This is a genomic window from Dactylosporangium darangshiense, from assembly GCF_039537565.1.
Classification (GTDB): domain Bacteria; phylum Actinomycetota; class Actinomycetes; order Mycobacteriales; family Micromonosporaceae; genus Dactylosporangium; species Dactylosporangium darangshiense.
This window is the reverse complement of the sequence record NZ_BAABAT010000004.1, coordinates 1-15,749: the sequence shown is the minus strand read 5'-3', so window position 1 is coordinate 15,749 and position 15,749 is coordinate 1. Positions and strand designations below refer to the sequence as shown.

Sequence of the window (15,749 nt, the reverse complement as noted above, 5' to 3'; positions counted from 1 at the left end):
TATCAGCCCGCAGTGAGCTGCGCCCGGACGATCGCCGCGACGCGGCCGCCCTCGGCGCGGCCGGCAACGGCCGCCTGCGCGGCCTTCATCGCCGGACCCATGCTCGCGGCGCCGCTGAGCCCGGCCGCGGCGAGCGCGTCGCGCACGATGCCGGTGAGCTCGTCGTCGGAGATCTGCTTGGGCAGATAGCCGGCGAGGACCTCCTCCTCGGCGCGCTCCTTCGCGGCCTGCGCCTCGCGGCCGGCGTCGGCGAACGCCGTGGCGGCCTCGCGGCGCTTCTTGGCCTCCTTGGTCAGCACCGACAGGACCTCGTCCTCGGAGAGCTCGCGGGCTGCGTCCCCTGCGACCTCCGCGTTGCGCACCGCGGCGATCGCCATCCGCAGGGTCGACGTCACCAGCTCGTCACGAGCCTTCATGGCGTCGCGCAGGTCGGACTCAAGGCGTGCCTTCAACATGAGAAAAGTCTATCCGTCTGCGGTAGCGCATATTGCGTTGTAAGACCGCCGGTACCCTGAGCTAATGCGCTCGAAGACGATCCTGCGACTCGCGGCCGGCACCGTCGCCGCGGGCGCCGCCACCCTTGCTTACGCCTCGCTCGTCGAGCGCAACATGTTCACGCTGCGCCGCTTCGACGTGCCGGTGCTCGCGCCCGACGCCGAGCCGCTGCGAATCCTGCACCTGAGCGACCTGCACATGACCCCGGACCAGCACCGCAAGCAGCGCTGGGTGGCCGAGCTCGCCGGCACCGACCCGGACCTGGTCATCGTGACCGGCGACAACATGGCACATGTCGACGCCGTGCCGGGCGTCGTCCGGGCGCTCACCCCGCTGCTGGACCGCCCCGGCGCCTTCGTCTTCGGCTCCAACGACTACCGCGGCCCGGTGTTCAAGAACCCGTTCGGGTACTTCAGCAAGAGCAAGCCCTACGTGCAGGGCGCCGCACTGCCCACCGAGGAGCTGCGCGACCTGCTCACCGGCTCCGGCTGGGCCGACCTCAACAACGCCCGCACCACGATCAAGGCCGGCGGGCGCACCGTCGAGCTCGTGGGCGTCGACGACCCGCACATCGACCGCGACGACTACGACGTCGTCGCCGGCCCGGCCTCGGCCGACGCCGACGTGCGCATCGGACTCACGCACTCCCCCGAGCCGCGCATCCTCGACCGGATGGCCGACGACGGCTTCGACCTGCTGCTGGCCGGCCACACCCACGGCGGGCAGGTCGCCGTGCCGTTCTACGGCGCCCTCGTCACCAACTGCGGCCTCGACCGGAGCATGGCCAAGGGCCTGCACCGCTGGCCGTACTCGGAGTCATACCTGCACGTCTCCGCGGGCCTGGGCACCCACCCGACCGCGCCGGTGCGCTTCGCCTGCCCGCCGGAGGCCACGATCCTGACGCTGATCCCGCGATGACTGCGCAGACCCAGCCACGGCCGGAGACGGCGCCGCGCGTGTGGCCGCGCCGGGCCGCCTACGCGGGCATCGCGGGCGCCGCCGGCCTCGCCGTGCTGCTGCCGACGGGCACCGCGGGCGCCGGCTGGTTCCTGGCCGGTCAGGTTCTCAACGTCAATGGGCCGCGGGTGTACCCCGTGAGGGTGCGCGCCTACGCCGGCAACCGCATCACGCTGACGAGGACCCCCGACACCGCACGCTCCATCCCGCTGTCCTTCGTCTGGGCCTCCGGCCACGCCCGCCTCGGCGACGTGATCGCCCTGGACCGCGTGACCGTCACGCGCGAGATCGAGAGCGTGACGCGCGGGACGCTGGCGGCGGGCATCCGGGGGTACACCTCGGGATATGTCTTTGAAGGCGACCCGTTGAGCGCCCGGGGCCTGCCGTTCGACGAGGTCGTCGTCCCGGGCGAGCTCGGCGCGCTCCCGGCCTGGCTCGTCCCGCCGACGGAAGGTCCCGCCGACGACACCTGGATCATCGCGGTGCACGGCCGGGGCGCACCGCGCGGCGAGGCCCTGCGCGCCCTGCCCACGCTCGCCGCCTCCGGCCACCGCACCCTGGTCGTGTCCTACCGCAACGACCTCGGCGCACCCGCCTCCCCCGACCACCGCTTCCACCTGGGCCACACCGAGTGGCTCGACGTGCGCGCCGCGATCGACTACGCCCGCGCCGAGGGCGCCCGCGACATCATCCTCATGGGCTGGTCCATGGGCGGCGCCGCGATCTTCAACCTGCTGCGCCACTGGGACCACGAGGGCTTCCTGCGCGGCCTTGTCCTCGACTGCCCGGTCGTGGACTGGAACGCGACGCTGCGCATGAACGCCCGCCAGCTCAACGTCCCGCCCGCGTGGACCTGGACGGCCCTCAAACTGATCCAGTACCGCCTGGGCGTGCGCGCCGCCGACCTGGACTACCGCGAGGTGGCGTCCCGCCTGAACGTGCCGACGCTGGTGTACGTCGACCACGACGACCGCACCGTGGCGCCAACGCCCACGGTCGAGTTCGCCCGCTCCTCCCCCGACTACGTCACCTTGGTCGAAACGCGTGAGGCCGGTCACTGCCGCGGCTGGAACCTGGACCCGACCGCATACGAACACCACCTCGCAACGTTCCTGAAATCCGTATAACCGCAGCTCAACCCGCTTCTGTCGGAGACCGGGGATACCGAGTTTGCGGCGGCGCGAGCGTGGGCTACGATTACTCGGCACGCTCGGGGTATAGCGCAGCTTGGTAGCGCGCTTCGTTCGGGACGAAGAGGCCGTCGGTTCAAATCCGGCTACCCCGACTCGAAAACACTCAGGGCCGGTCTCCTCCAACAGGGAGACCGGCCCTGAGTGGTTCTCCGGCCAGTGCCGCGCATTCTGGCGGCGCCGGGCTACCGGCGACGCCAGGGAGATGTCAGCTCGGCGTCGTCGAGCCCGCGACGGGCGATGAGCGCCTCGACGTCGATACCCGCGGCGGTCAGCACGTCCTCGATGAACCGGTACAGCTCTTCGCGTTCGCCCGTCTCGATGAGACCTTCCTCGTCGTCGATCGCGTTGAGGGCCAACACGACTCGCTGCACCGCGAGCCAGACCGCCTCATCCGGCGAGGCGTCCAGACTCGCGACGTCCCGCTCGTAGCTGACCAGGGCGGCGTCGACGGCCGCGACGAAGTGGGCCGGCCAGAACTGAGCGGCGGCGGGGTTTGAGGGGGTGTGGGTGGAGCGAAGCTCCCCCACCGCGAGCGCAGCGAGCTTTGATACAGCTCAGAAGATCTTGCCGGGGTTGAGGATGTTGTCGGGGTCCAGGGCGGCCTTGATCGAGCGGTGGGCCTTCAGGCCCGTCGGGCCGATCTCGCGGGCCAGCCAGTCGCGCTTCAGCAGGCCCACGCCGTGCTCGCCCGTCGAGGTGCCGCCCAGGGACAGGCCGAGCGACATGATGGCGTCGAAGACCTTCTGGCCCTGCGACAGGCTGACCGGGTCGGAGCGGTCGATCACGATGATCGGGTGGAGGTTGCCGTCGCCGGCGTGGCCGACCGTGGCGACCACGACGCCGTGCTCGGCGGCGATGCGTTCGATGCCCTCGATGAGCTCGACCAGGCGGGTGCGCGGGACCGCGACGTCGTCGACCATGATGCCGCCGCCCAGCGGGAAGAGGTGGGCCGCGAAGTGCTCCAACGCCGGGTGGGCGAGGCGGCGGGCCGCCAGCAGGGCGTCGGCCTCGGCGGCGTCCGCCGCCACGAAGACGTCGGCCGCGCGGGCCTCGCGGCACATCGCGGAGATCCGGGCCAGGTCGTCGGGGGCCCGGCCGCCGGAGTCGACCGACGCGATCAGGAGAGCGGCGGCCGACGTGGGCAGGTCCATCGGGCGGTACGCCTCGATCGCGCTCATCGCCACCCGGTCGATGACCTCGAGCATGCTCGGCTGCAGGCCGGAGCCGACGATCGCGGAGACGGCGGCGCCGGCCGCGGGGAAGGTGTCGAAGACGGCGACCAGGGTGAGCGAGGGCTCGGGTGCGGGGCGCAGGCGGACGGTGATCTCGGTGATCACGCCCAGCGTGCCCTCGGAACCGACGAAGAGGCTGGTCAGGTCGTAACCCGCGACGCCCTTCGCGGTGCGGCGGCCGCACGTGAGCACCTCGCCGCTGGCCAGGACGACCTCGAGGCCGATGACGTGGTCGCTGGTGACCCCGTACTTGACGCAGCACATGCCGCCGGCGTCCGTCGACACGTTGCCGCCGATCGTGGACTGCTCCCAGGAGCCGGGGTCCGGCGGGTAGTACAGGCCCTTCTCGGCCACGGCGCGGCGCAGCTGGGCGTTGACGACGCCGGGCTGGACGACGGCGATGCGGTTCTCGGCGTCGATGTCGATGATCTCGTTCATGCCGATCAAGGACAGGACGATCGCGCCCTCGATCGCGTTCGCGCCGCCGGCCAGGCCGGAGCGGGCGCCCTGCGGGATGACCGGGACCTTGTACCGGCTCGCGGCGCGCAGCACCGCGGACACCTGGCCCGTGGTACGCGGGCGCACGACGATCGCTGGAGTGCCGTACGGCACCAGGTCGGCCTCGTCGTGTTCGTACGAGCGCAACAGGTCCGGATCCGTCAGCACGCCGCCCTCGTGAGGCAGCGCAGCCCGCAGGTCGTCGACCAGACCCATGTTGAGATCCATACCTGGCACGCTAGTGCGTGTGCTCTACATCGACACAGCCCGGTGGCCCGCTCACGGGCGACTCTTTGCGCATCTCATCAGCGACGTCTCCGCGGCGGAACTGCATGCCTTCGCCGAGCTGATCGGTGCGCCCAGGCGCGCGTTCGAGCGCGACCACTACGACGTGTCGGCCGAGCGCGCGCAGATCGCCGTATGGCTCGGTGCGCGGCGGGTCCCGTCGCGCGAGATCGTCGCCCGCCTGGTTGCCGCCGGACTGCGTCGTCCACGTCATTTGTCCGCTTCCAAGGGCCAGAAAAAGGCTGCTCAGGGGTTGTTTCCCGGGAGAAATTAGGTGACCCTTGCTTAGGTTAGGCTAAGCGAGGAGTACGGCCGTGTATGTCTGCATCTGCCACCGGGTCCGCGAGTGCGAGATCCGCCGGGTCATCCAGTCCGGTGCGCATTCGGAGGACGCCGTCGGCGACGAGTGCGGCGCCGGCACCGGCTGCGGCACGTGCCTCGACCGCATCGCCGACCTCATCGACGCGGAAAACGCGGGTGCGGTGCCCGTTTTCACCTAGAAACCGACCTTAACGGCGTAGCCTGCCAACATGCAGGGGGATGCGCGAGTCATCGAGTTTCTGAACGAACAACTCACCGCCGAGCTCACGGCGATCAACCAGTACTTCCTACACGCCAAGATGCAGGAGAACTGGGGATACACGATTCTGGCCAAGTACACGAAACACGAGTCGATCGACGAGATGAAGCACGCAGAGGTGCTCACCGATCGGATCCTGTTCCTGGAGGCCCTGCCCAACTACCAGCGGCTGTTCCCGCTGCGCATCGGCGAGACGGTGCCGGAGATGTTCCGCTGCGACATGCAGATCGAATTGGAGGCGGTCGACCGCCTGCGCCGGGGCATCGAGTACATGCGCTCGATCGGGGACGTGACCTCGGCCAACATCTTCGAGGACATCCTGGCCGACGAGGAAGGTCACGTCGACTATCTGGAGACGCAGCTCGGGCTCATCGAGAAGCTGGGCGAGCAGCTCTACCTCCAGAACGTCACGGAGCACCCAGAAGCGTAGCGATCTCCGCCTCGAGGTTCACGCGCGCACGGGCGGACCACTCCGTCCGTGCGGGGACGACCCGGAACAGCTCCGGCAGGTCGGCGAGCTTGCGCAGGATCGCGGCCCGGCCCGGCCGGAACACCTCGTCCGGTACCGCCGCATACTCCTCGCGCACCGCGGCGGCATACCGGGCGTAGTCCGGCGGGTCACCGGCGAGGATGGCCAGGTCCGCGTCGGCGAGCAGGGCACCGTTGCGGTCGCCGGGCTCGACGGCGTGCCCGGCCGTCAGCCGCACCAGCCGCGCCACCTCCGCCGCCCGCTCGGGCGCGAAACCCAGCGAGCCCAGCGCCGTCAGCGCCAGCTCAGCGCTGCGCGCCTCGTTGTCGGGCGCGAACACCTCATAGACCGCGTCGTGGAACCACGCCGCCAGGCGCACCGCGTCGGCGTCGTCGGCCAGGCCGGCGTGCGCGTCGATGACGCCCAGCATGAGCGACAGGTGCTGCAACGTGTGGTACCGCCGATGGGGCTCGGACCACCGCGCCAGCAGGTCGCGGCCGACGGCCTCCTCGCCCGGGAAGATCCGCTGCCAGGCCTCGATCACGCTACGAGCTTAGGTGACACGCGCTGTCGAGCCGGTCTCCGGCGTTGCGGCGGGTCAGACGCTGGCGCGGTCGACCTGGAAGCCGCGCACGTCTGGGGCGCCGAGGCGGGCCGCGTCCGCGGTCAGGTCGTCGGGCATGCGCTGCGACTCCTGCTCGGCGGCCACCCGGGCCAGGTAGTGGTCGACCTCACGGGCCCTCGTCGCGGCGTCCCAGCCCAGCGTGTCGCCCATGACCTTCGCGGCGTCGGCCGCCGACGCGGTGCCGCGGTGGTCGGTCTCGAACGAGATCCGCGTGCGCCGGGTCAGCACGTCCTCCAGGTGCAGCGCCCCCTCGGCGAGGGCGGCGTAGGCGACCTCGGCCGCGAGGTACTCCGGAGCGCCCTCGACCGGCCGGCGCAGCTGCGGGTCGAGGTCCAGCACCTCGAACGCGAGCGAGCCGTAGCGCTCCAGCAGGTGCTCGAACACGCCGACCGGGATGCCGTGGCGGCGGGCCAGATCGGCCCGGTTGGTCCACAGTGGATGGTAGCCGTCGGCGCCGAGCAGGGGCAGATCGGCGGTGCGCGAGGCCGGCACCAGGCCGCCGTGCCGGCGCAGGCCGCCGAGGCGGTGCGCGACCCGGTCGACGACGTCGGCGGCCATCACGCGATACGTCGTGTACTTGCCGCCGGCGATGAGGATCAGGCCCAGCATCGGCTCGACCACGGCGTGGGTGCGCGACAGCGCCGAGGTCTGCTCGTCGCGGCTGTGCGGCTGGCGCTGGCGGGCCTCGCGGGACAGCAGCGGGCGCAGGCCGGCGTAGACGCCCTCGATGTCGCCGGTGCCCAGCGGGCGGTCGAGGACGGCGTTGACCTGGCCCAGCAGGTAGGAGATGTCGGTGGCGGACGCGGCCGGGTGGCCGCGGTCGAGGTTCCAGTCGGTGTCGGTCGTGCCGATGATCCAGTGGCCGCCCCACGGTATGACGAAGAGCACCGACGTCTGGGTGCGAAGGATCAGGCCCGCCTCGCCGCTGATGGCGGAGCGCGGTACCACCAAATGGACGCCCTTGCTGGCGCGGACCTGGAGCCCGGCCGACTCGCGCGGCCCCTCCCCGGACAGCATGCCCGCGATGTCGTCCATCCACACGCCGGTGGCGGCCACGACGGTGCGCGCGTGCACCTCGAACTCCTCGCGGCTCTCGAGGTCGCGCACCCGCACGCCGGTCACCTCGCGGGCATCGCGCAGCAGGCCGACCGCCCGCGCGCTGGGCACGATGGCCGCGCCGAGGCTCGCCGCGGTGCGCGCGAGGGTGGCCACGAGGCGGGCGTCGTCGACCTGGCCGTCGAAGTACTGGATGGCGCCGCTGATCGCGTCCTCGCGCAGCGACGGGAAGCGGCGGCGCGTCTCCGCGCGCGACAGGTGCCGGTGCAGCGGCATCCCGCGCGGCGACGTGCGGCGCAGGCGCGCGGTGGCGGCGAACGCGTCGTAGAGGCCGACGCCGGCGCCGTAGTACGCCCGCTGCCAGGCCCGCTGGCCGAGCCCCGTGAGGCCGCGGTGCGACGGCAACGGCACCAGGATCGGCACCGGGCGCACCAGGTGCGGCGCCAGCCGCGACGCGAGCAGGCCGCGCTCCTGCAGCGCCTCGGTGACCAGGCCGAACTCGAGCTGTTCGAGGTAGCGCAGGCCGCCGTGTATCAGCTTCGAGGAGCGACTGGACGTGCCCGAGGCCAGGTCGCGCGCCTCGATGAGGGCCACCGAGAGGCCACGGGAGGCGGCGTCGAGCGCGGCGCCCGCGCCGGTGACGCCGCCGCCGATGATCAGGACGTCGAACCGCTCGCGGCGCAGGCGGGCCACGTCGGCGGCGCGACGGCCGGGCGACAGGCGCGACGCCTCGAAGCGGGACATTGAGGGTTCACGGCGCACCACTACAAGGTAGCCTCGCCCGTCACGCCGCTGGTGTGAGATGCGTTGCGCGGGGAATCCCAGCATGGTGTCCATCACCGAACGCATCGTCCGAGCGCCCGCCGAACGGGTGTACTCCGTTCTGTCCGACGGCTGGTCGTACGCCGACTGGGTGGTCGGCACGACGCATATCCGCAAAGTCGACTCCGGCTGGCCCGCGCCCGGCGCCAAGCTGCGGCACAAGTCGGGTCCGTGGCCGGTCTCCGTCCGCGACCGCAGCGAGTCGCTGGCCTGCGAGCCCGGGCGGATGCTGCTGCTCAAGGTGCAGGTGTGGCCGCTCGGGGAGGGGCAGGCGAAGTTCACCCTCGACCCGCTCGACGCCCAGGCGACGCGGGTGACGCTGCAGGAGCAGTTCACCGAGGGGCCGCTGCTCAACGTGCGCAACAAGGTCGGCGACGCGTTCCTGCACTTCCGCAACGCCGAGGTGCTCGAGCGCCTGGCCGACCTGGCGGAGCGCCGCTAGGTCGCGTAGATCCGGTTCATGGCGGCCGCGACGGCCGCCCGGTAGGCATCGCCGAGCACGGGGCGGTGGCGGGCCAGCGCCGCCCGCGCCGCGTTCGCGCCGGCGGCGCCGTGCACGCCGCCGCCCGGGTGCGCGCTGGAGCTGGCCAGGAACAGGCGGTCCACCGGCGTGTCGGCGCGCCCGAGCCCGGGCGTGGGGCGCCAGATGAGCTGCTGGTACGCGCCGGCGGTGCCGCCGTTGATCGCGCCCTGCACGAGCGACGGGTTCTTCGCCTGCAGCTCGGCGGGGCCCGCCACGTAGCGGCCGACGACAAGGTCGTCGAAGCCCGGCGCGTGCCGGCGCAGCGTCTCGGTGACCCGCTCGACGTGTGCCGCCACCCGGTCCGCGGTCATGTTGCGGGGGATGTGGGTGTACGCCCACAGCGACTCGGTTCCCTCCGGCGACCGGGTGGCATCGGCCTTGGTCATCTGCCCGACCAGCACGAACGGCTCCTCCGGCGCCCGGCCGCGGGCGAGGTCCGCGGCGTAGTGCGCCGGATCGGCGCCGAGGTGGACCGTGCCGGCCCCGGCGACCTCGGGCGCGATCCACGGCACCGGTCCGGACAGCGCCCAGTCGATCTTGAGTGTGGGATTGTCCCAGCGGAAGCCGCCGAGGTCCGCGAGCAGCCGTCCGGGCAGTCGGCCGGGTTCGATCATGCTCTGGTACAGCGTGGGCGCCGGCACGTCGGCGATGACCGCCCGGCGGGCCCGGAAGAGCCGCCCGTCGGCGCACCGCACCCCCAGCGCCCGGCCGCCGGCGACCACGACCCGCTCGACCGGCGCGCTGCCGTGTACGACGCCGTCGAAGCGGCGCAGGAGCGCCTCGGTGAGCTGCTGCGCGCCGCCGACGGGAACCGGGAAGCCGTGCTGCTGGGCCAGCATCGCCAGCAGCCAGCCGAACCCGCCGCCGGCCGCGTCGTCGGGCGCGAGGTCGGTGTGCAGGGCGAGGCCGGTGAGCAGCATGCGGGCGCCCTCGCCGGCGAAGAGCTCCTCGCCGAGGACCCGGGCCGGGACCAGGAAACGGCGGCCCAGCCGTAGGGCGCCGCCGAGGCCGGCCTGTGCGGCGAGGCGGGCGCCGGCGCGCACGGGCGGGAACGGGGTGAGCAGGGCGGCGAGGAGGTCGGGGGCGAGGCGGCGCCATTCGGAGTACCACTGCCGCCAGGCCTTGCCGTCGCCCGGCGCGAAACGCTCGACGGACTCGGCGGTGAGGTCGAGCTCGCGGCTGATGACCGCGGACCGCCCGTCGGGGAACAGGTGCGCCACCACCTCCGGCGCGTGGGTCCACTGCAGGCCGTGCGCGGTGAGGTCGAGGGCGAGCAGCGGGGGCGAGGCGGCGGCGAGGGGGTAGAACGCGCTGCAGAGGTCGCTGAGGTACCCGGGCGCGGCCACCTCGGCCGAGCGGACACCGCCGCCGAGGTGCTCGGTGGCCTCCAGTACCGCCACGTCCCAGCCCGCGTCGGCGAGCATGTTGGCCGCCACCAGGCCGTTGTGCCCGGCCCCGACAACGACCGCGTCGACCGTCTCCGTCATGCCCCTCAGTCTCCTTCTCCGGCCGCCCCGAGTTGTCATACCCGCCGCGTAAAGTCCCGACCATGGTTGATCCCGCGTTCACGGTCCCTTCCGCGCCCTCGCGGCGCGCCTGGGGTTGGTCGCTCGCATTGACCATCCTGCTCGGCTTCTGGACGGTGGCCGTCGTCGTCGTGCCCGAGGCCGTCGTGTGGCTCATCGGCGACACCCTGGTTATCGAGGGCCTGTCGATGCCGCTGCTGATCTGGCCGCTGGTGCCGCTGGTGGCCCTGCTGCTGGCCGGCCTGCCGGCGCTGCTGCTCGCGCAGCTGTCGCCCGTGCGCTTCGCCCGCACCGCCGGGCGGCAATGGCTGCTCGCCTTTGTGTTCGGCGTCGTGCTGGGCTTCGCCCGGCTGATCCCGCCGACCTACCACGAGCTGTATCTCGCCGTCCTCGCCGCGCTGGCGGCGATCGCCGCGGCGGTGCACATGACGGTGACCGGCCGGCTGGAGCGGCCCATCCCGCCGCAGCGCTGGGTGTTCTGGCTCTCGCTCGCCGCCGGCCTGGTGCTCCTGCTGCCCTGGCTGTGGGTCGGCTCGCTCGGCGGCGCCGTGGAGAGCGTCCTCGCGCTGATCGCCGCGCTCGCGGTGAGCTGGCTCGCGACCCGCCCGATGCTCGCCCTGACCGCCCGGGTGCCCACCGGCGGCCGCGCCTGGGGCCGCGTCGCGCTCGGCGGCCTGATGGCCGGCGTTGGCCTCGTGCCGCTGGTCGCCGGCGTCGGCGAGCCGGCCGTGCAGCTGCTGGCGCTGCTGTGCGTGCCGCCGGTCGCCTTCGCGCTCGCCGCGCTGCGCCGCCTGGGCCGCCCGTCGATCGCCGCGCTGCTCACACCGGTCCTGTTCGGCCCGCTCGGGCTGGTCGACGCCGACGAGACCTCGCTCATCCTCGGCCTGCGCGACGGGCTCTTCTGGGGCGCGGTCGGCGCCGCCGCGGCCGGCGCGCTCGCCCTGCTCCTCGCGATCGTGGTCATGGTCGTCTTCCGCCGCGTGCGGTGGCACGCCTGGCTCGCGGCCGCCCTCGCCGCCGTGGTCGCCGTCGCCGGCGCCGCCGTCTACATCGGGCTCGGCAACCCCGGCCTCGCCGGCGAGCGGCTGTTCGTGGTCATGCGCGAGCAGGCCGACCTGTCCGGCCTGCCGGCGATCACCAACCGCGCCGACCGCGTCCGCCAGACCTACGAGCGCCTCGTGTCCACCGCCGAGCGCACCCAGGCCCCGCTGCGCTCGGCGCTGCGGTCCCGGCACGTCTCGTTCACGCCGTTCTACCTCGTCAACGGCATCGAGGTCGACGCCGGCCCGGTCGCGCGGCAGTGGCTGGCGAGCCGCTCCGACGTCGCGCACGTGCTGCTCAACCCGCACCTGCGCCCGCTGCCGGCCGCCGCGGAGCCGATGCACGGCACCGAGGCCGCGCCGACCGAGACGCCGTGGAACCTCGTCCTGATCGGGGCCGATCAGGTCTGGCAGCGCTATACCACCGGCAAGGGCATCGTCGTGGGCAGCTCGGACTCCGGCGTCGACGGCACCCACCCGGCGCTGCAGGGCAACTTCCGCGGCGGCGACGACTCCTGGCTCGACCCCTTCGGCGACGCCCGCACCCCGACGGACGGCAACGGCCACGGCACCCACACCATGGCGACCGCGGTCGGCGCGCGCGTCGGCGTGGCACCGGGCGCGCAGTGGATGGCCTGCGAAAACCTCCCGCGCAACCTCGGCAGCATGGCCAACTACCTGACCTGCCTGCAGTTCATGCTGGCGCCCTACCCGCGCGGTGCCGACCCGTGGCACGCCGGCCACCCCGACCGCGCACCGCAGATCCTGACCAACTCGTGGGGCTGCCCGGAGGTCGAGGGCTGCGACACCTACTCGATGCGCCCGGCGATCGACGCCTTCGCGGCCGCGGGCATCTTCTTCGTCGCCGCGGCGGGCAACACCGGCCCGCGCTGCGAGTCCATCACCGACCCGCCGTCGAACTACGCCAGCACTCTCACGGTCGGCGCCGTCGACCGCAGCCGCCGCGTCGCCGGCTTCTCCAGCCGCGGCCCCGCCCCCGGCGGCCTGACCAAGCCCAACGTCCTGGCCCCCGGCGTCGACGTCCTCTCCGCCCTGCCGGGCGGCGGCTACGGCCAGCTGAGCGGCACCTCGATGGCCACCCCGCACGTGGCCGGCGTGGTCGCCCTGATGTGGTCGGCCAACCCGGCGCTGATCGGCGACATCGAGCGCACCCGCACGATCCTCGCCACGACCGCCCACCCGGCCGAGCCCACGGGCAAGAACTGCGGCGAGCCGGCCGACACGACGGGCGCCGGCCTGGTCGACGCCCTGGCCGCGGTCCAGACGGCGGTCTCCCTGACCTCGCCCTGACCGCCGCCCCCTCCCTCAGGCGCAGCCAAACCAATACCCCCGCCCCCGGCCCCCGCTCCCGGCCACAGCCACAGCTCCGCCTGACCGTCCAGCCACACCAACGCCGCCCGGGAAGAGACCGGCCCACACGGGGTAGCCCTGCCGGCCGCCGCGCCGGCATGGAACGCGACGGGACCGGGCCGTGGAGATGCGGAACACCACGGCGTCGGGGGCCGGCGGCGGTGGGATCACGCCGTCATCATCGGACCACCTCGCGCACCGAGCTGCGCGTCAGCCGCAGGTGGCGCGCAGGACTCGCATGGCGTTGTCCCAGGCGAGCTTGCGTAGTTCGGGCTCGGTCCAGCCGCGGGTGGACAGCTCGTCGAACAGGGCCGGGTACGCGGAGACGTCCGGGAGGCCCTCGGGGACCACCTCGGTGCCGTCGTAGTCGCCGCCCAGGCCGACGGCGTCCAGGCCGGCGACCTCGCGTACATGCTCGACGTGGTCGGCCACGTTGCGCACGCTCGTGGGCGGGCACGGGTTGGCGTCGATCCAGGACTGGCGGCGGCGCAGGAACTCCGGGCTGTCCAACGGCAGGGACATTGCGTCCTCTACCTGGCTGAGCTCGTCGCCCCAGTACCGGCACTCCTCGGTCAGGAAGAACGGCACGAACGTCACCATCACCACGCCGTTGGTGTCGCGGACCCGGAGCAGGACGTCGTCGGGGACGTTGCGGGGGTGACCGCACAGGGCTCGGGCGCTCGAGTGGGAGAAGAACGCGGGTGCCGTCGAAACGTCCAGCGCAGCGTGCATGGTGGTGTCGGCCACGTGGGAGAGGTCGGCGAGCATGCCGAGGCGGTTGAGCTCGCGGATCACGTCGCGGCCGAAGGGGGATAGGCCGCCGACCGCCGGCTCGTCGGTGGCGCTGTCGGCCCAGGCGGTGTTGCGGGAGTGGGTGAGGGTGAGGTACCGAATGCCGAGCTTGTGCAGCGAACGCAGCACCGCGAGCGAGTTGTCCAGGCAGTGGCCGCCCTCCGCGCCGAGCAGCGAGGCGATGCGGCCGGTCGCGCGGGCCCGCTCCACCTCGGCGGCGTTGGTGGCGATGGCCAGCCGGTCGGGGTAGCGCGCGACGATCCGGCGCACCAGCTCGACCTGTTCGACGACCTGGATGGCGGACTGTGGCTCGGGGCGGTCGTTCGGGACGTACACGCTCCAGAACTGGGCGCCGACCCCGCCCCGCGCCAGCCTCGACAGGTCGGTGTGCAGGCCGGTGGCGCTGAGGTCATCGGTGAGGTCGACGCCGGCGCTGCCGTCCGGATAGCGGACCCTGAGGCGCCAGGGCAGGTCGTTGTGCCCGTCGAACACGTCCATGGTCAAGACCCTAACGATCTCCGAAATGCACGTTGCCCCCGTCACGCGAACCGTCCTCATATGGCCGGCGGCACGTGTGCGGGGCGGTCTCGTGTCGAACCTGCCCCGCATGCGCGTCCTAGAGCGACTTCGTGTAGATCCAGAAGATGCGCTCGATGCGGGCCGAGACCGCCTTCGCGTAGAAACCGATCGGGCCGGCCCAGCCGATCTGCGCGGTCGCGTGGCCGCCCGCGCGCTGGTCGGCCAGGCATCGGCGTAGCAGGACGCGGCCGACGCCGAGGCCCTCGGCGGCCGGGGCGGTGCCCATCGGGCCGAACCAGCTGGGGCGGTTCGCGCCGTACGACGCGAAGCCCAGGATCTCGCCGTCGCGCACGGCGACGTAGCAGCCGGCGTCCGCGCGGTCGCGCGCCTGGTCCACCTCGTACGCCCAGACGTCGCCCCAGATCGCGCGCACCCATCCCGCCGTGTCGTCGCCGGCGGGCAGGACCTTGACGCCGGCGGCGGCGAGGCGCGCCTCGTCGACGGCCTCACCGTCGCTGGGCAGCGTCAGGTCGGCGGTCATGTTGCAGGCGGTGTCGCTCTGGCTGTACCCCGAGCGCTGGGCCAGGCAGATCGCCGGCGTGTATCGCACGTCGATCCCCGGCCAGGCATAGCAGGGCGGGTTTCCGCCGAGCCGGACGCGCTCGGCGCCGAGGGCGGCGAGGCGCTCCTCGGCGGCGCGCAGCAGGGCGGTGCCGAGCCCGCGGCGGCGCGCCTCGGGCCGCACGGCCAGCATCTCGACGTGCCCGAGCGTCGGGTCGCCGGCGTTGATCGAGGCGAGGGCCAGCCCGGACCCGTCGTCGACGGCCAGCCACGCCACGGCCCGCCCGGGCGGCGGCGCCCCCAGCCGGTCGGCGAGCACCTCCGCTTCGGCCGCATCCTCCGGCAGATCGAGCGCGCTGCGCAGCAGCTCCCCCGCGCTCGAGAGGTCCTCGAGATCCACGATCATTTGGTTAAGATACCTAACTGTTTCAGCGGCCCCGCGCGTCCGCTGAACGGATGTGAGCAATCACGCGGCGGCCCGGGCCGACCCCCCCGGCAGGCCCGGAGTCATTGTCCCTGATGGCGGCCCCGCCGCGCGGTCCCGTCGAAAGGGGCATTCCGTGCGGGATGTGCGAATGCTGAAATAAGCGATAAATACGATATGCCGTGGCGACGGAGTCGCCCGACATATTGAGCTCCAGGACCATCGAGCACGGGCGCAAGGCCGTCGAGCGCGATCCAAGAGACCGTCGAGCACGACTGCCCAGCCGCCGAAGCGCGATCCAGAGGCTGGTCGAGCGGGACTGCCCAGGCGCCGGAGCGCGATGCAGGATGCCGTCGAGCGAGTTCCAGCAGAGCTGTCGGGAGCAAAGAGTGCCGAAAAGCGCAAAGGCGGGCCGGCCCGAAGGCCGGCCCGCCCGTGGCGTCAGCGGACTCAGAAGTCCATGTCGCCGCCGCCCGGCGCGCCGGCCGGGGCCTTCTCCTTCTCGGGCTTGTCCGCCACCACGGCCTCCGTGGTGAGGAACAGGGCCGCGATGGAAGCGGCGTTCTGCAGCGCCGAACGCGTCACCTTGGCCGGGTCGATGATGCCCTCGGCCAGGAGGTTGACGTACTCGCCCGTCGCGGCGTTGAGACCGTAGCCGGCCTCCAGGTTGCGGACGCGCTCGACCACGACGCCGCCCTCGAGGCCGGCGTTCACGGCGATCTGCCGCAGCGGGGCGTCGAGCGCGACCTTGACGATGTTCGCGCCGGTCGCCTCGTCGCCG

Annotated in this window: 16 protein-coding genes and 1 tRNA gene; 8 read left to right on the top strand and 9 right to left on the bottom strand. The window is 72.8% G+C overall.

Features of this window, described 5'->3' with window-relative positions:
• Positions 1-2: 2 nt before the first annotated feature.
• Entirely contained in the window at positions 3-455 is a 453-nt protein-coding gene (locus tag ABD901_RS09895) for a GatB/YqeY domain-containing protein (RefSeq protein WP_345123660.1), read from the bottom strand.
• 64 nt (positions 456-519) lie between these two features.
• Between ABD901_RS09895 and ABD901_RS09890 the strand changes: the two genes are divergently transcribed.
• The 3 genes from ABD901_RS09890 to ABD901_RS09880 all read left to right on the top strand — a co-directional run bounded on the left by ABD901_RS09890 (position 520) and on the right by ABD901_RS09880 (position 2,737).
• The gene (locus ABD901_RS09890) at positions 520-1,413 is read left to right on the top strand and encodes a metallophosphoesterase (RefSeq protein WP_345123657.1); all 894 of its coding nucleotides are present in this window, start codon (positions 520-522) and stop codon (positions 1,411-1,413) included.
• Positions 1,410-2,579: an alpha/beta hydrolase family protein gene (locus ABD901_RS09885; RefSeq protein ID WP_345123655.1), complete on the top strand. Its 1,170-nt coding sequence runs from the start codon at positions 1,410-1,412 to the stop codon at positions 2,577-2,579. The genes ABD901_RS09890 and ABD901_RS09885 overlap by 4 nt, the downstream gene beginning before the upstream one ends.
• 84 nt (positions 2,580-2,663) lie before the next feature.
• Positions 2,664-2,737: transfer RNA gene (locus tag ABD901_RS09880), tRNA-Pro, on the top strand.
• Positions 2,738-2,827: 90 nt separating this feature from the next.
• Here the strand turns inward: ABD901_RS09880 and ABD901_RS09875 are convergent.
• On the bottom strand, positions 2,828-3,172 hold the full coding sequence (locus ABD901_RS09875; protein ID WP_345123653.1) for a hypothetical protein: 345 nt from the start codon (positions 3,170-3,172) through the stop codon (positions 2,828-2,830).
• A 27-nt stretch (positions 3,173-3,199) separates the two neighbouring features.
• Complete coding sequence (locus ABD901_RS09870; protein ID WP_345123651.1) at positions 3,200-4,603, bottom strand: FAD-binding oxidoreductase; 1,404 nt, start codon at positions 4,601-4,603, stop codon at positions 3,200-3,202.
• A gap of 19 nt (positions 4,604-4,622) precedes the next feature.
• On the opposite strand from ABD901_RS09870, the gene ABD901_RS09865 reads away from it, so the two are divergent.
• Genes ABD901_RS09865 through bfr form a run of 3 tightly spaced genes read left to right on the top strand, consistent with a single transcriptional unit; the run spans position 4,623 to position 5,670 of the window.
• Positions 4,623-4,934: a DUF4031 domain-containing protein gene (locus ABD901_RS09865; protein WP_345123649.1), complete on the top strand. Its 312-nt coding sequence runs from the start codon at positions 4,623-4,625 to the stop codon at positions 4,932-4,934.
• Between the two features lie 40 nt (positions 4,935-4,974).
• On the top strand, positions 4,975-5,160 hold the full coding sequence (locus ABD901_RS09860; protein WP_345123647.1) for a (2Fe-2S)-binding protein: 186 nt from the start codon (positions 4,975-4,977) through the stop codon (positions 5,158-5,160).
• A gap of 30 nt (positions 5,161-5,190) precedes the next feature.
• The gene (gene bfr / locus ABD901_RS09855; protein ID WP_345123645.1) at positions 5,191-5,670 is read left to right on the top strand and encodes a bacterioferritin; all 480 of its coding nucleotides are present in this window, start codon (positions 5,191-5,193) and stop codon (positions 5,668-5,670) included.
• Here the strand turns inward: bfr and ABD901_RS09850 are convergent.
• Both ABD901_RS09850 and ABD901_RS09845 read right to left on the bottom strand, forming a co-directional pair.
• On the bottom strand, positions 5,648-6,253 hold the full coding sequence (locus ABD901_RS09850) for an HD domain-containing protein (protein ID WP_345123643.1): 606 nt from the start codon (positions 6,251-6,253) through the stop codon (positions 5,648-5,650). The genes bfr and ABD901_RS09850 overlap by 23 nt on opposite strands.
• Before the next feature lie 54 nt (positions 6,254-6,307).
• Entirely contained in the window at positions 6,308-8,134 is a 1,827-nt protein-coding gene (locus ABD901_RS09845; protein WP_345124559.1) for a glycerol-3-phosphate dehydrogenase/oxidase, read from the bottom strand.
• A gap of 82 nt (positions 8,135-8,216) precedes the next feature.
• Here ABD901_RS09845 and ABD901_RS09840 point away from each other — a divergent pair, with 82 nt between their 5' ends.
• Positions 8,217-8,654 (top strand): SRPBCC family protein, encoded by a 438-nt coding sequence (locus tag ABD901_RS09840; protein WP_345123640.1) that lies wholly within the window; start codon positions 8,217-8,219, stop codon positions 8,652-8,654.
• On the opposite strand, the gene ABD901_RS09835 is transcribed toward ABD901_RS09840, so the two are convergent.
• Positions 8,651-10,222 (bottom strand): phytoene desaturase family protein, encoded by a 1,572-nt coding sequence (locus ABD901_RS09835; RefSeq protein WP_345123638.1) that lies wholly within the window; start codon positions 10,220-10,222, stop codon positions 8,651-8,653. The genes ABD901_RS09840 and ABD901_RS09835 overlap by 4 nt on opposite strands.
• Before the next feature lie 62 nt (positions 10,223-10,284).
• Between ABD901_RS09835 and ABD901_RS09830 the strand changes: the two genes are divergently transcribed.
• Positions 10,285-12,612, top strand: a complete 2,328-nt coding sequence (locus ABD901_RS09830) for a S8 family serine peptidase (RefSeq protein ID WP_345123636.1) — start codon at positions 10,285-10,287, stop codon at positions 12,610-12,612.
• 270 nt (positions 12,613-12,882) lie between these two features.
• Here ABD901_RS09830 and ABD901_RS09825 read toward each other — a convergent pair whose 3' ends face one another.
• The 3 genes from ABD901_RS09825 to ABD901_RS09815 all read right to left on the bottom strand — a co-directional run.
• Complete coding sequence (locus ABD901_RS09825; protein ID WP_345123634.1) at positions 12,883-13,962, bottom strand: dipeptidase; 1,080 nt, start codon at positions 13,960-13,962, stop codon at positions 12,883-12,885.
• 118 nt (positions 13,963-14,080) lie between these two features.
• Positions 14,081-14,950 carry a GNAT family N-acetyltransferase gene (locus ABD901_RS09820; protein WP_345123632.1) on the bottom strand — a complete coding sequence of 290 codons (870 nt, stop codon included), beginning with the start codon at positions 14,948-14,950 and terminating at the stop codon, positions 14,081-14,083.
• 468 nt (positions 14,951-15,418) lie between these two features.
• The coding region (locus ABD901_RS09815; protein ID WP_345123630.1) for a TCP-1/cpn60 chaperonin family protein at positions 15,419-15,749 on the bottom strand (331 nt) is incomplete at its 5' end.

Excerpts from the sequence above, each read along its gene's own strand:
- ABD901_RS09895 (WP_345123660.1), bottom strand. The coding sequence starts at position 455 with ATGTTGAAGGCACGCCTTGAGTCCGACCTGCGCGACGCCATGAAGGCT.
- ABD901_RS09890 (WP_345123657.1), top strand. The coding sequence starts at position 520 with ATGCGCTCGAAGACGATCCTGCGACTCGCGGCCGGCACCGTCGCCGCG.
- ABD901_RS09885 (WP_345123655.1), top strand. The coding sequence starts at position 1,410 with ATGACTGCGCAGACCCAGCCACGGCCGGAGACGGCGCCGCGCGTGTGG.
- ABD901_RS09870 (WP_345123651.1), bottom strand. The coding sequence starts at position 4,603 with ATGGATCTCAACATGGGTCTGGTCGACGACCTGCGGGCTGCGCTGCCT.
- bfr (WP_345123645.1), top strand. The coding sequence starts at position 5,191 with ATGCAGGGGGATGCGCGAGTCATCGAGTTTCTGAACGAACAACTCACC.
- ABD901_RS09845 (WP_345124559.1), bottom strand. The coding sequence starts at position 8,134 with ATGTCCCGCTTCGAGGCGTCGCGCCTGTCGCCCGGCCGTCGCGCCGCC.
- ABD901_RS09840 (WP_345123640.1), top strand. The coding sequence starts at position 8,217 with ATGGTGTCCATCACCGAACGCATCGTCCGAGCGCCCGCCGAACGGGTG.
- ABD901_RS09835 (WP_345123638.1), bottom strand. The coding sequence starts at position 10,222 with ATGACGGAGACGGTCGACGCGGTCGTTGTCGGGGCCGGGCACAACGGC.
- ABD901_RS09830 (WP_345123636.1), top strand. The coding sequence starts at position 10,285 with ATGGTTGATCCCGCGTTCACGGTCCCTTCCGCGCCCTCGCGGCGCGCC.
- ABD901_RS09825 (WP_345123634.1), bottom strand. The coding sequence starts at position 13,962 with ATGGACGTGTTCGACGGGCACAACGACCTGCCCTGGCGCCTCAGGGTC.
- ABD901_RS09820 (WP_345123632.1), bottom strand. The coding sequence starts at position 14,950 with ATGATCGTGGATCTCGAGGACCTCTCGAGCGCGGGGGAGCTGCTGCGC.